Annotated in this window: 15 protein-coding genes and 5 pseudogenes; 2 read left to right on the forward strand and 18 right to left on the reverse strand. The window is 55.6% G+C overall.

Annotation, left to right across the window (positions count from 1 at the left end; genetic code table 11):
• Nucleotides 1-118: 118 nt before the first annotated feature.
• The 17 genes and pseudogenes from N7E01_RS07995 to rplN all read right to left on the reverse strand — a co-directional run bounded on the left by N7E01_RS07995 (nucleotide 119) and on the right by rplN (nucleotide 8,546).
• Nucleotides 119-1,113, reverse strand: a pseudogene (locus N7E01_RS07995) (DNA-directed RNA polymerase subunit alpha).
• Nucleotides 1,114-1,315: 202 nt separating this feature from the next.
• Nucleotides 1,316-1,938: pseudogene (gene rpsD, locus N7E01_RS08000) on the reverse strand (30S ribosomal protein S4).
• 11 nt (nucleotides 1,939-1,949) lie between these two features.
• A pseudogene (gene rpsK, locus N7E01_RS08005) lies at nucleotides 1,950-2,347 on the reverse strand (30S ribosomal protein S11).
• A gap of 14 nt (nucleotides 2,348-2,361) precedes the next feature.
• On the reverse strand, nucleotides 2,362-2,727 hold the full coding sequence (gene rpsM, locus N7E01_RS08010) for a 30S ribosomal protein S13 (protein WP_289175426.1): 366 nt from the start codon (nucleotides 2,725-2,727) through the stop codon (nucleotides 2,362-2,364).
• A gap of 34 nt (nucleotides 2,728-2,761) precedes the next feature.
• Nucleotides 2,762-2,875 (reverse strand): 50S ribosomal protein L36, encoded by a 114-nt coding sequence (gene rpmJ / locus N7E01_RS08015; protein ID WP_003806928.1) that lies wholly within the window; start codon nucleotides 2,873-2,875, stop codon nucleotides 2,762-2,764.
• A 32-nt stretch (nucleotides 2,876-2,907) separates the two neighbouring features.
• Entirely contained in the window at nucleotides 2,908-3,126 is a 219-nt protein-coding gene (infA, locus tag N7E01_RS08020) for a translation initiation factor IF-1 (protein ID WP_161135466.1), read from the reverse strand.
• 6 nt (nucleotides 3,127-3,132) lie between these two features.
• Entirely contained in the window at nucleotides 3,133-4,458 is a 1,326-nt protein-coding gene (gene secY / locus N7E01_RS08025) for a preprotein translocase subunit SecY (RefSeq protein WP_289175429.1), read from the reverse strand.
• Between the two features lie 10 nt (nucleotides 4,459-4,468).
• A pseudogene (rplO, locus tag N7E01_RS08030) lies at nucleotides 4,469-4,913 on the reverse strand (50S ribosomal protein L15).
• Nucleotides 4,914-4,924: 11 nt separating this feature from the next.
• Entirely contained in the window at nucleotides 4,925-5,113 is a 189-nt protein-coding gene (rpmD, locus tag N7E01_RS08035) for a 50S ribosomal protein L30 (RefSeq protein ID WP_289175431.1), read from the reverse strand.
• Nucleotides 5,114-5,116: 3 nt separating this feature from the next.
• Nucleotides 5,117-5,638, reverse strand: a complete 522-nt coding sequence (gene rpsE / locus N7E01_RS08040; RefSeq protein WP_289175433.1) for a 30S ribosomal protein S5 — start codon at nucleotides 5,636-5,638, stop codon at nucleotides 5,117-5,119.
• A 15-nt stretch (nucleotides 5,639-5,653) separates the two neighbouring features.
• A complete protein-coding gene (rplR, locus tag N7E01_RS08045) occupies nucleotides 5,654-6,007 on the reverse strand; it encodes a 50S ribosomal protein L18 (RefSeq protein WP_289175435.1) in 354 nt (117 codons plus the stop codon).
• Between the two features lie 21 nt (nucleotides 6,008-6,028).
• Nucleotides 6,029-6,562 (reverse strand): 50S ribosomal protein L6, encoded by a 534-nt coding sequence (gene rplF / locus N7E01_RS08050; protein WP_289175437.1) that lies wholly within the window; start codon nucleotides 6,560-6,562, stop codon nucleotides 6,029-6,031.
• A gap of 10 nt (nucleotides 6,563-6,572) precedes the next feature.
• Complete coding sequence (rpsH, locus tag N7E01_RS08055) at nucleotides 6,573-6,968, reverse strand: 30S ribosomal protein S8 (protein ID WP_289175439.1); 396 nt, start codon at nucleotides 6,966-6,968, stop codon at nucleotides 6,573-6,575.
• Between the two features lie 11 nt (nucleotides 6,969-6,979).
• The gene (gene rpsN, locus N7E01_RS08060) at nucleotides 6,980-7,285 is read right to left on the reverse strand and encodes a 30S ribosomal protein S14 (RefSeq protein ID WP_289175441.1); all 306 of its coding nucleotides are present in this window, start codon (nucleotides 7,283-7,285) and stop codon (nucleotides 6,980-6,982) included.
• Nucleotides 7,286-7,296: 11 nt separating this feature from the next.
• On the reverse strand, nucleotides 7,297-7,836 hold the full coding sequence (gene rplE, locus N7E01_RS08065) for a 50S ribosomal protein L5 (RefSeq protein ID WP_289175442.1): 540 nt from the start codon (nucleotides 7,834-7,836) through the stop codon (nucleotides 7,297-7,299).
• Between the two features lie 11 nt (nucleotides 7,837-7,847).
• Nucleotides 7,848-8,168, reverse strand: a complete 321-nt coding sequence (rplX, locus tag N7E01_RS08070; protein WP_289175444.1) for a 50S ribosomal protein L24 — start codon at nucleotides 8,166-8,168, stop codon at nucleotides 7,848-7,850.
• A 9-nt stretch (nucleotides 8,169-8,177) separates the two neighbouring features.
• Nucleotides 8,178-8,546: a 50S ribosomal protein L14 gene (gene rplN / locus N7E01_RS08075; protein WP_093971124.1), complete on the reverse strand. Its 369-nt coding sequence runs from the start codon at nucleotides 8,544-8,546 to the stop codon at nucleotides 8,178-8,180.
• A 436-nt stretch (nucleotides 8,547-8,982) separates the two neighbouring features.
• On the opposite strand from rplN, the gene N7E01_RS08080 reads away from it, so the two are divergent.
• Both N7E01_RS08080 and N7E01_RS08085 read left to right on the forward strand, forming a co-directional pair.
• Complete coding sequence (locus N7E01_RS08080) at nucleotides 8,983-9,774, forward strand: response regulator transcription factor (protein WP_289175449.1); 792 nt, start codon at nucleotides 8,983-8,985, stop codon at nucleotides 9,772-9,774.
• Nucleotides 9,768-12,455, forward strand: a complete 2,688-nt coding sequence (locus N7E01_RS08085) for a hybrid sensor histidine kinase/response regulator (RefSeq protein ID WP_289175451.1) — start codon at nucleotides 9,768-9,770, stop codon at nucleotides 12,453-12,455. Before N7E01_RS08080 ends, N7E01_RS08085 begins: the two co-directional genes overlap by 7 nt.
• Before the next feature lie 129 nt (nucleotides 12,456-12,584).
• Here the strand turns inward: N7E01_RS08085 and N7E01_RS08090 are convergent.
• Nucleotides 12,585-13,339: pseudogene (locus N7E01_RS08090) on the reverse strand (maleate cis-trans isomerase family protein).
• Between the last annotated feature and the right edge of the window lie 126 nt (nucleotides 13,340-13,465).

Here is a 13,465-nt window from a genome sequence, read left to right on the forward strand (position 1 = left end):
TTGGACGCCTGACCCGAAAAATCGGGCCTGACGGAGGTGAACAGCTCTTCTATCGGGGTTGCCGCGGGCTGTTGGCTAAATACCCGGACCACACCGTGTGGCCCGGAAAAACGGGTGATCAGGGACGCTCAAGACCCAGGGGCGGCCAGCTTTCCAGCTTCATGCCCAAGGTCAGGCCGCGTGCAGCCAGAACTTCCTTGATTTCGTTGAGCGACTTGCGACCCAGATTGGGGTCTTGAGCAATTCATTCTCGGTACGCTGAATAAGGTCGCCGATGTAGTAAATGTTTTCGGCCTTGAGGCAATTAGCCGAACGCACGGTGAGCTCGAGATCGTCGACCGGACGCAACAGAACGGGGTCGATCTGTTCTTTGCTGCCGCGCGGGCCGGCCGGAACATCGGCGTCTTCACCATCGCTGGCCAGAGACGCAAACACCGAAATCTGATCCATCAACAGACGCGCCGACTGACGAACAGCTTCTTCCGGCGTAATGACACCATTGGTCTGAATGTCGAGGATGAGTTTATCGAGGTCAGTACGCTGCTCGACACGAGCGCTTTCAACGGCATAGCTGACGCGACGAATCGGGCTGAAGGACGCGTCCAGAATGATGCGACCAATCGTGTGCTGACGGTCTTCGACCAGCGCACGAACGTTGCCGGGAACATAACCGCGACCTTGCTCAACCTTGATCTGCATTTCAAGCAGGCCATCGTCGGTCAATGTGGCAATGACGTGATCAGGATTGATGATTTCTACGTCGTGCGGCAATTCAATGTCGCTGGCCAGCACCGAGCCAGGGCCTTGCTTGCGCAGGGTCAGGGTGACTTCTTCACGGTTATGCAGCTTGAAAACCACGCCTTTAAGGTTCAGCAGGATATCAACGACATCTTCACGTACGCCAGGCAGTGTGGAATATTCGTGCACGACACCAGTGATCTGGACTTCGGTGGGGGCGTAACCAACCATGGACGACAGCAGGATGCGACGCAGGGCATTGCCCAACGTGTGACCATAACCGCGCTCGAAAGGCTCCATGATGACCTTGGCGTGATTTTTGGCAACGGCTTCGACCTCGATTGAACGGGGCTTGAGAAACACTTGAGACGACATTTGGATTCCTTTTCAATACCCTCGGCTCGTTACACCGATAAGGCTGACGGAGTGTTGACATGCAGGCCGGACCCTTGTGGGCCGCGACAGGGTCTGCGAGATAAGGGCTGTCACTGCAAAGCCCACTTCCCGGAATATACCGGAAAGTGGGCCTGGATCTGTTGCCATACCAGGCCAGAAAGCCTGGTACATGCGACAGAAATTAACGCGAATACAATTCAACAACCATCGATTCGTTAACGTCACGAGCGACGTCAGCACGATCGGGGGCCGATTTGAATGTACCCGACAGCTTGTTGGTGTCGACTTCAACCCACTGGGGAAACCGATACCTGCTGCCAGATCAATCGCTTCACGGATACGTGCCTGCGATTTTGACTTTTCACGAACGCTGACGACGTCGCCGGCCTTGACCAGCATCGAAGCGATGTCGGCAGTGCGGCCGTTGATTTCAATCGCGCGGTGATTGACCAACTGACGTGCTTCAGCGCGTGTTGAGCCAAAACCCATGCGGTAAACCACGTTGTCCAGACGCGATTCCAGCAACTGAATCAGGGTCTCGCCAGTGTTGCCACGACGACGCTCAGCTTCAGCGAAATATTTGCGGAATTGCTTTTCCAGAACGCCATACATGCGCTTGAGTTTCTGCTTTTCACGGAGCTGCAGACCGTAGTCGGATGTACGAGCACCCGATGTACGACCGTGCTGGCCAGGCTTCGATTCAAATTTGCATTTGGAATCGAGCGAACGGCGTGCGCTTTTCAGGAAAAGGTCGGTACCCTCGCGACGCGAGAGTTTGCATTTAGGTCCAATGTAACGTGCCATGATGCTTCCTATTAAATACGACGGCGCTTGGGCGGACGGCAACCGTTGTGCGGAACGGGCGTGATATCGGAGATGCTGGTGATCTTGATACCCAACGCGTTCAATGCACGAACCGATGATTCGCGACCTGGGCCGGGGCCCTTGATGCGAACTTCGAGGTTCTTGATGCCGTATTCGAGCGCAGTACGACCCGCCGACTCGGCAGCCACCTGAGCCGCGAACGGTGTGGATTTACGCGAGCCCTTGAAGCCAGCGCCACCCGACGTCGCCCACGACAAGGCGTTACCCTGGCGATCAGTGATCGTGATGATTGTGTTGTTGAAAGACGCGTGAACGTGCGCGATGCCGTCAGATACGACCTTCTTGATTTTTTGCGTACGCGAGCAGCGCCGCTATTTGCTTTCGCCATCTTCTAGTCCTCGATTATTTCTTCAGGGAAGCAGCTGCACGACGCGGCCCTTTACGGGTACGCGCATTAGTGCGGGTACGCTGACCACGCACTGGCAGACCACGCTTGTGGCGCAGACCACGATAGGTTCCCAGGTCGATCAGACGTTTGATAGAAAGTTGTACTTCGCGACGCAGATCGCCTTCTACGATGAACGAACCAACGTGCTCGCGGATACGCTCGAGCTCTTCGTCGGTAAGGTCTTTGACCTTTTTGGTGCGCTCAATGCCGGACGCGTCACAAATTTGACGGGCACGGGTCGGGCCAATACCAAAAATAGAGGTAAGACCGATTACGGCGTGTTTGTGCGGCGGAATGTTGATGCCAGCAATACGGGCCATGACTGTTCCTTGTTAAATCTGTTACGTTTCGGCTTTAGCCTTGACGCTGCTTGTGACGGGGATCGGTGCAAATAACACGTACCACGCCGTGACGTTTGATAACTTTGCAATTACGGCAAATTCGTTTTACCGATGCCATTACTTTCATGGTTGACTCCTAGTTTCCTTTAGCCGGGCCGCTTATTTGGAGCGGAAAACAATTCTGGCACGTGAGAGGTCATAGGGCGTGAGCTCTACGGTGACCTTGTCACCCGGCAGAATCCGGATGTAATGCATGCGCATCTTGCCTGAAATGTGACCCAAAACGATGTGTCCGTTTTCGAGCTTGACGCGAAAAGTTGCGTTGGGCAGGTTTTCTACTACTTCACCCTGCATTTGAATGACGTCATCTTTTGCCATTTCTATTTACCGCATTGGCAGACCCGCACCCTTGAAGTTTGCCTTCTTGAGCAACGAATCGTACTGGTGGGACATCATGTAGGCCTGAACCTGCGCCATGAAATCCATAGTGACCACCACAATAATCAAGAGTGAAGTACCACCGAAGTAGAACGGCACATTCCAGCGCATCTGCATGAACTCGGGCAACAGGCACACGAGCGTGATGTAGATGGCACCCACCAGGGTCAGGCGCATAAGGATCTTGTCGATATAGCGCGCGGTCTGGTCACCCGGACGAATACCCGGGATGAATGCACCACTTTTCTTCAGGTTGTCTGCGGTCTCGCGGCTGTTGAACACCAATGCCGTATAGAAAAAGCAGAAGAAGATGATCAATGCCGAAAACAGCGTGATGTAAAGCGGCTGCTGAGGTGACAGGGCGGCGGCAAGGTCGCCCAGCCAGCTCATGCTGGGGCTGCTGGAAAACCAGCTGGTAACGGTGGCCGGCAGCAAGATCAGCGACGATGCGAAAATGGGTGGAATGACACCAGCCATATTCAGCTTCAGCGGCAGATGCGAGCTTTGACCGCCATACACCTTGTTGCCCACCTGGCGCTTCGCGTAGTTGACTGTGATACGACGCTGACCGCGTTCAACGAACACGACAAAGTACGTAACAGCCACGGTAAGCACCAGAATGAACAGGGCAGACAAGATCGACATGGCATCGGTACGAACCAGATCAAGAAGACCGGACAACGCGCTGGGCAGGCCCGCCACGATACCCGCGAAGATCAAGATGGAAATACCATTGCCCAGACCCCGTTCGGTGATCTGTTCACCCAGCCACATGACGAACATGGTACCGGTAACCAGCGTGACGACCGCCGTAAAGCGGAACAGCATGCCAGGATCGATGACCAGACCCGGTTGCGATTCGAGCGCAACCGCAATACCTACAGCCTGCACCAAGGCAAGAACCACGGTGCCATAGCGCGTGTATTGCGTAATTTTGCGACGACCCGCCTCACCCTCTTTCTTGATGGCTTCCAGCGCGGGCACTACCGAAGACATCAGCTGCATGATGATCGATGCAGAAATGTACGGCATGATGCCCAGTGCAAGCACCGAGAAACGTTCGAGGGCGCCACCCGAGAACATATTGAACAAGCCTAATATGCCGCCCGAGTTGGACTGGAACATGTCGGCCAACGCGTCGGGGTTGATACCGGGTACGGGTACGTGCGTACCCAACCGGTAAACCACCAGGGCGAGCAGCAGGAAAACGAGACGACGTTTTAGGTCGCCGTAGCGTGGACCTGCTTTACTCTGTGCCTGAGCTTTAGCCACCCGTTACCCCTTATTCAGCCAGCGAACCGCCAGCTGCTTCGATTGCAGCGCGAGCACCAGCCGTTGCCGAAACGCCTTTCAGTGTGACCTTGCGGGACAATTCACCCGACTTGATGACCTTGACGTAACGAACGCCTTGGCCAATCACACCGGCTTGCTTCAGAACCTGGACGTCGATTTCGTCGACGGGCAAGAGCTGAATTTCGGACAAGCGGACTTCGGCACGCAGATGACGGCCCAAGGGCGTAAACCCACGCTTGGGCAGACGGCGATACAGAGGCATTTGACCGCCCTCGAAGCCGACTTTATGGAAGCCGCCCGAACGCGATTTTTGACCTTTGTGACCGCGGCCACCTGTTTTGCCCAGTGCCCGAGCCAATGCCACGACCAACGCGACGTTTGGCATGCTTGCTACCAGGAGCAGGTTGCAACGTATTCAATTGAGTTTCTGACATCTCGATTCCTTTCAGGCTTCCGAGACAGTCACGAGGTAATCCACTTTACGGATCATCCCACGGACCTCGGGGGTGTCGACCAACACGCTGGTGCTGTTGACACGACGCAGGCCCAGACCACGAATGGTGTCGCGGTGGGACTGCTTGGTGCCGATGACCGAGCGCACGAGCGTTACTTTGATTTGTTTCTGTGTCGTCATGACTTACCCCAGAATTTCTTCAACCGTCTTGCCGCGCTTGGCAGCAATATCGGAAGGTGTCGAGCAAGCGGCCAGACCATTCAACGTGGCGCGAACCAGGTTGTAAGGGTTGCTGGAACCGAGGCTCTTGGCCACAACGTTACGGACACCCATCACTTCGAAAATAGCGCGCATCGGGCCACCGGCAATAACACCGGTACCTTCGGCGGCTGGCGAGATGAGGACGGTAGACGCACCGTGCTTGCCCACAACCGTGTGGTGCAATGTACCGTTTTTAAGCGGCACTTTGCTCAGGCCGCGACGGGCCTGTTCCATTGCTTTCTGAACGGCAACCGGTACTTCACGGGCTTTACCTTTGCCCATGCCGATGCGGCCATCGCCGTCACCGACGACGGTCAGCGCAGCAAAGCTCATGGTGCGACCACCCTTGACCACTTTGCTGACGCGGTTGACCGCGATCATTTTTTCACGCAAGCCGTCGTCGTTTTCTTTCTCGGCGGTATTCTTGCCTTGTGCTTTAGCCATTTGACAATTCCTTGCTTAGAATTTCAGGCCGGCTTCACGCGCGGCTTCAGCCAACGCCTTGACGCGGCCGTGGTAACGGAAGCCCGAGCGATCGAAAGCGACGAGTTCAATGCCCGCTGCTTTGGCTTTCTCGGCAACACGCTTGCCCACCAGGCTGGCTGCAGCGACGTTGCCGCCGTTGGCCAGTTCTTTGCGGACTTCAGGTTCAAGCGTCGAGGCGCTGACCAGAACGCGGTCACCTTCCGGCGAAATAATGTTGGCGTAAATGTGCGAGTTCGAACGGTAAACCGCCAGGCGATTAACGCGCAGTTCGGCGATTTTCCGGCGAGTGGCAACTGCACGACGCAAACGGGAGATTTTCTTATCCATGATTCTTCCTTGCCTACGCGCTTATTTCTTCTTGGCTTCTTTGAGGATGACTGTTTCGTCCGAATAGCGCACGCCTTTGCCTTTGTAGGGCTCGGGTTCGCGATATGCACGGATTTTTGCAGCCGCCTGGCCGACAACCTGTTTGTTGGCACCCTTGATCACGATTTCAGTCGGGGTCGGGCATTCAATTTTGATGCCTTCGGGTGCTTCGAAGTTGATGTCGTGCGAGAAGCCCAGTTGCAGTTTAAGCACGTTGCCCTGAACCTGAGCGCGGAAACCCACGCCAACCAGATTCAGCTTGCGCTCGAAGCCGGTGCTGACACCGGTAACCATATTGGCTACCAATGCACGAACCGTTCCGGACATCGCTTTGGCGTGGCGTGAGTCGTTAGCCACGGCAAACGTGATTTGGCCGTCTTCGAGTTCGACCTTGACGTCACCGGTCAGGGACTGGGACAGTGTGCCCAGAGGACCTTTGACGGTGATGAGGTCGGGGTTAATGGTTGTTTCAACGCCCTTGGGCAAACTGACCGGATATTTTGCAATACGTGACATATGATTCCCCTTATGCTACGTAGCAAAGCACTTCGCCACCAACGCCATTGGCGCGGGCTTTGCGATCGGTCATGACGCCACGGGGTGTCGAGATGATGGCAACGCCCAAGCCGTTCATGACTTGAGGAATTGCACTGTGGCCTTTGTAAATACGCAGGCCAGGGCGCGACACGCGCTCGATGCGTTCAATAACCGGGCGACCGGCGTAGTATTTGAGGCCAATTTCGAGAACAGGCTTGGCCTGATCACCGGTGACCTGGAAGTTGTCGATGTAGCCTTCGTCTTTCAGCACAGCAGCAATTGCTACTTTCAGCTTCGAGGAGGGCATGCTAACCGACGTTTTGCTGACCATTTGTGCGTTACGTACGCGAGTCAACATGTCGGCGATGGGATCGCTCATGCTCATGGTGTTTTCTCCTACCAGCTAGCTTTAGTCATGCCAGGCACTTCGCCACGCAGCGCCATTTCGCGCAGCTTGTGACGGGTAAGCCCGAACTTGGCAAAAACACCACGAGGACGGCCAGTGACCACGCAGCGGTTACGCTGGCGGGTGGGACTGGAGTTACGGGGAAGCTTTTGCAATTCCAAACGTGCCTGATAACGCTCTTCGTCGGACTTGGACTGGTCGTCGATGATCGATTTCAGGGAAGCACGCTTGGCAGCGTATTTTTCAGCCAGCTTGGCGCGTTTAATGTCGCGATTAATCAGTGAAAGTTTAGCCACGTCATCGCCCCTTAATTGCGGAACGGGAAGCTGAACGCTGTAAGCAGCGCTTTGGCTTCGTCGTCGGTCTTGGCAGTGGTTGTGATGCTGATATTCAGACCACGGACTGCGTCGATTTTGTCGTATTCGATTTCAGGGAAAATGATTTGCTCTTTAACCCCGACGTTGTAGTTACCCCGGCCGTCGAAGGCGCGACCCGAAATACCACGGAAGTCACGTACGCGCGGCAGGGCGACAGTTACGAGACGATCGAGGAATTCGTACATGCGCTGACCACGCAGGGTGACCATGCAACCAATGGGGTAGTCTTCACGGATTTTGAAGCCCGCGATAGCCTTGCGCGTTTTGGTGACAACAGGTTTTTGACCCGCGATTTTGGCGAGATCGCCAACTGCGTGTTCAATGACTTTTTTGTCGGCAACCGCTTCAGACACACCCATGTTGAGCGTGATCTTGGTGATGCGGGGCACTTCCATGACGCTTTTGTAGCCAAATTTGGCCTGAAGGTCGGCAACGACCTTGCTGCGGTAAAACTCTTGTAAACGAGCCATTGTGTCGCCCCTTACGCTTTAGCGCCAACGACTGCGCCGCTGGAACGAAAAATACGAACTTTGCGACCATCGACTTCTTTTACACCCACGCGGTCGGCTTTGCCGGACTCGGGGTTGTAAATTGCCACATTCGAAATGTGAATAGGCATGGTTTTGTCGATGATGCCACCCTGCGAACCCGACATGGGGTTGGGTTTGACGTGTTTTTTGACAACATTGATGCCTTCGACCAGAACGTGGTCGGCGTCAACACGCTGCAGCACGGTGCCACGGCGTTTTTTGTCGCGACCTGTCAATACGATGACTTCGTCGCCTTTGCGGATCTTTTCCATGGTCGCTCCTTACAGCACTTCTGGGGCCAGCGACACGATCTTCATGAATTTCTCTGTACGCAGTTCACGCGTTACAGGTCCGAAGATACGGGTACCGATGGGTTCCAGCTTGGCATTGAGCAAAACTGCGGCGTTACCGCCGAACTTGATCAACGAGCCGTCTTTACGGCGTACGCCCTTGGCAGTGCGAACTACCACAGCGTTGTAAATTTCGCCTTTTTTGACGCGTCCGCGCGGTGCGGCTTCTTTGACGCTAACTTTGATAACGTCGCCGATAGCGGCATAACGGCGCTTGGAGCCGCCCAACACTTTAATGCACATGACAGAGCGTGCACCTGTGTTATCGGCCACGTCCAGCGTGGTCTGCATTTGTATCATGATTTTTCCTGTGCCAACTTAGTCGCGCTGTTTACTAACCATTAGTAAATGCCCGGCCAGTTTTGGTCCCGTCAGACTTGTTTCCAAGCCCTGGGTTGAAATCTTGCTTAAACTTTGGGAAGTATTGCAGGCAATTTGCCAGCAAGTTTTCTAGTATAAAACGCCTTCTATATAAAGGCAAGATGTTTATGCATCACAAAACAACAGCTTGCGTCAAGTCCGGCAGGCTGGCGCACCGACGCAGCCTATTGCCCGTGGTACGCATCAAAACTGGTGCCTACGCCACGCTTTGTCGGCACTCGCACCCCGTTTATGCCAGACGAGCATAACCTTTGCTTAAGCGCACTATCTGCTTTCACGTACCGCTGATTCATTTTCTTTTTGCGCGTTATGCGCTATGGTCTGCGGGTTTTTGCTCTTGATATTGCAGATTATTATGTACTTGCTTAAAGGAAAGCGGATTCTTGTCGTCGAAGACGAGGAAGCCGAGCGTATGCTGATTTCGCTTTACCTGCAGCAGCAAGGCTGTCGCCTTTATCATGCCCATGATGGTATCGATGGCATCAACAAAGCCAAGCTGGTTGTTCCCGACCTGATCCTGCTGGACGTCGATATGCCGCGATGCCATGGCTATGCGGCGTGCCGGGTTTTGTCGGAAGACCCTGCAACACGACATATCCCGGTTATTTTCCTGTCGGCGTTTGCCGATGTCGAACATCGCGTTCAAGGCTTGATGGCCGGAGCCGTCGACTTCATCGGCAAACCCTTCAACTTTGATGAAATACGACTTCGGCTGGCCGTACATTTGCGCAATCCGGGTAATACCACCACTGCGCACCCGGCGCCTGAAACCATTTCGGGCCACGAACCCAATGACGCCCCAACCGACCCAGGGGAAGGGCCAAGCTACCTACACCAGATCCTGTTCCAGAGCGCTCGGGTACATCTGATTAAAGAGCTGGCCCTGACGCCCGAACTAAAAGAGCTGGCCACGCAGGTGGGCACCAACACCAAACGTCTCAACGAGGCGTTCCGGCATTGCGCAGGCACAACAGTATTCGAGTATTTGCGTGAAGAACGCATGAAAGAAGCCCGCCGCTTGCTGCAAAATACAACCATGCCGATCAACGAGATCGCGGCCATGGTGGGTTATAAAAGCAGTGCCAACTTTGCAACAGCCTTCAAAGACCGGTTTGGCGTCAGCCCAAGCCATGTACGTCGGTGCTAAGCGCCCGTTTACGTTCGTTTCTGCAGCGTGTCGCCCTGCTGGCCGCGCTGACGCTCTTCGGGCTGCCACAGACCGCGCTGGCTGACGTCGCTATTGATCTGGCGACCGCACCACACGATCTCGACCTTGTCCCCGAAATGCAAATGCAGGTCGTAGCGCCCGACCAGCCAGATACACCTTCCGGAAGACTGACGAGCAGCGACTGGATTGACGTACAGGCCGACCCGCAACGACTGATTGCCCCGCGTCAGCACAGTGCCCTGTGGCTGAAAGCCCGCTTGACCAATACCGGTACGACGCCGCTGACCCGCTGGCTGGAGGTCTTGCCCTGGCGACTGAACCAGGTTGATGCCTGGTTCATTGACCCTGCGAGCCGGGAAATTATTGATACGCTCGCGGTGGGACAGAACACGCCGGCTGCACAACGACGCATTCACAATAGCCGTGCGTTGATCCCGGTCACGCTGAGCGCGGGCCAGTCTGTGCAACTGCTGCTATATATAGAGAGCGACAGCCGACCGTTTTTAACGGTGCACAGCTGGGAGCCCACCGCATTCGTTGCCGAAGCCGCCTCACGTTACCAGTTCCACACGGTATTGCTGACGATTGCCCTGACCCTGATTGCCGTTTTATTGCTTCAGACCGACCGTCGCTATACGCTGCTGGCGCTCTGGATGCTGGTCATGTTCATTTTCGAGTCTGAGAAAGAAGGCTACATCAGCTTTCTGCTGTTTGACGACGCCTGGGCCTTTGCCGATCAGCTGCGATTTTCAAGTGCCATCATGGCCAAATCATTATTCATGATTGTCTCGGTATACCTGCTGGGCCTTGAAAAACAGGGCCACTGGCGCTGGCTGACCCCTGCCGCAAGCCTGATCACCGCAATATATGTCTGTCTGACATTCCTGCTGGATGGCGTTGTGTTGCGCCAGATCGGGGCAAGTTTGCTGATCCTCTGGCAAGGCGTGTGGCTGCTCATGGTCATTCCTGCGCTACGGCAGCGGCGACCGTGGCAGCGTACCCTCGTTCTGCTGCTCGGCACCGGCTGGATCACCTCGGCACTGTTCCTGGTCAGCTATACCTTCAACCTCAATTACAGCGGCCGCTTCGATGCCACCCGCATCATTCTGGAAACAGCGGTAGTTTTAGGCGTATTACTGACCTTTGCCCGACAACGCCGCGACGAAAAATCTGCGCTGGAACACGCGCTACGCAACTACGAGCGCTCGGAACGCAAGCGCCTTGAACAAGCGGTCAACGAGCGCGTCAAAGAGCTGCATGCCGCCCTGGATGCCGCCCAAAAAGCCAACGAGGGGCGAACCCGGTTCCTGCAGCAGGTGAGTCATGATCTGAAATCGCCCCTGACGGCCATCATGGGCTACGCTCAGCTGTTGCGGGTGGAAGAGGGCAAGGTAGGCAAACTCAGTGGCATCATTCACAACAGTGCCAGCCACATGCTCAGCCTGATCAGCCGCCTGATCGATTACGCACGCGATGCCACCTCTGCCACTGCAGCACCCACGCATCTGTACCTGTATGCATTTCTCAACAGCATAAAAAATGAGGCTCTGATTCTGGCCGAAAAAAACCACAATGGGTTTTTGCTCGACCTTGCCCAGGATCTGCCGCCCGTGATTTATTGTGACGAGACATTTTTGCGGGAAATTTTGCTGAACCTTGTCGACAATGCCTGCAAGCATACGCAACACGGCGAAGTATCGATACACGTCAAGGCCCGGCCCGGCAGCGATGGCGCCACCCTGATCCTGGTATTTGACGTCATTGATAACGGCAGCGGTATCCCCGCTGAACGACAGGCGCGCCTGTTCGAACCGTTTTTTCGTGTCTCCGAAGCAACGGAAGGCGTTGGCCTGGGGCTGGCCATTGTCCGGGAATTGACACTGAAAATGAACGGTGACATTACGCTGGCCAGCCATCCGGGGCACGGCACACGGGTAACCATCCAGCTGCCGATCCAGCGCGGACAGGAAGATGCCGACCGCGCCTTGCTCAGCCTGCCCAATCATATGCTGCCCTGGTATGACGCCGCAGGGCAGCATGCCTGGGTAGTCGAAGATGCCGCCGAGATTCGCGACCTGCTGGTCATGGAACTGTCCAGCCAGGGCTTTAACGCCATTGCGTTTGAAAACGCCGAAAGGGCATTGGACGCGCTAAAAACCAGTGAACCGCACCCGGCACTGATCCTGACCGACCATCAATTGCCTGGCAAAACCGGCGATACCATCCTGCATGCTGCCCACCAATGCACGCCAGCCATCCCCGTGATTCTGCTCTCGGCCAACTGGGCGCTGCAAAGCGGCAGCCCCGCCCAAGGTGCGCAAAACTATGCCGCCCGTCTGGGCAAGCCGGTTGATCTGGTCATGCTAAGGCGCGAAATAGCCCGTGCCTGTGGCCTGCAGCTGTTGCCGGCCGGCCGGGTGCCGGGGTCAGACACCGTCCGGCCACCCGGCATGGGCCAACTGGATGACGAAGCGCTGAAAAAGCTGGCGCTCTGGCTTGAGCTGGGTGCGGTCACAGATATCATCGAATGGTGCGATGAACTGACTGCCCGTAACCCGGACCTGGCCACCCGCATGGACGAAATTCGTAGCTTCGCTGAGTGCGGCGATTTCGCCAGTATCCGGAAGTGTTTTCGGACTGTCGACTTTGAAGACCACTAAAACCCGCTTATCCGGGTGCCAGAACAAAAAAGCCGGGGATTCCCCGGCCTGAACACTGTCGAACGTAACACGTTGCCGTCAACCGGCCGGATCGCCCGGAGGACGGCACGCCGCTCTGGATACTTCTGCTTAGAAACGGCCCGACAGCAGGGCGCCGGCGTTTTCAACCTTGCGCTCAAGACCCAACGATTTCAGCATTTGGTATACCGTGCTGATGGCTGCCGTTGTAACCGGCAGGCCCAGGCTGTTTTCAACCTGCTGAACCGATTGGAACGAAGGCATCTGCACGCAGGCCGACAACACGACGGCGTCAGCGTTAGCCGTGTTGACGCGCTTGATATGCTCGGCGGGTGCCAAGGGTTTTGACGGCCGACTTCAAGGTTGTCGGGGATTTCAAGCGAGACGGCGTCGAGCACTTCAATGCCTTCGCTTTCGATGTAGTCAACCACCAACTGGGTCAGGGGCTTCATGTAGGGTGTCAGGATGGACACTTTCTTGGCACCCATGGTGTGCAGGCCTTCAACCAGTGCACCGGCACTGGAAATGACGGGCGCAGGGTTGCCATTGTCTACCGTGACCTGATGCAGGCGTTTTTCGGATTCACGGTGGTAGCCTTTGCCCATGCTCATGATGGCGACCAGGCAGGCGTAACCCAGAACGTCGACCTGGGCGTCCGACAGTTCAAGAGCGCAACGGTCAGAATCGCGGTCCATGGCGGCGAGTTCGTCTTTCGTTACTTTCTTCATGCGCATGCGGCTGGAGTGGAACGTGAAACGCTCTTCGGGGAACTGGGCCGCGCGGCTTTGCAGCATGAGCGGGATTTCAGTTTCCATGGTGGTGTTGGAGCTGGGAACGATCTGGCCAATACGATAAATACGAGACATAAAACACACCTTTTAAATGAGTTAGCGCTAAGATAGTCGCTGATTTCTTCAACTAAAACCAATACAAATTTCGTCTTGCGTGCAAGGTTTGGGCTATAGCCCCATACCGGCCCCCGACAAGACGAC

The sequence above is a fragment of the Neopusillimonas aromaticivorans genome, from assembly GCF_030344915.1.
GTDB lineage: Bacteria > Pseudomonadota > Gammaproteobacteria > Burkholderiales > Burkholderiaceae_B > Neopusillimonas > Neopusillimonas aromaticivorans.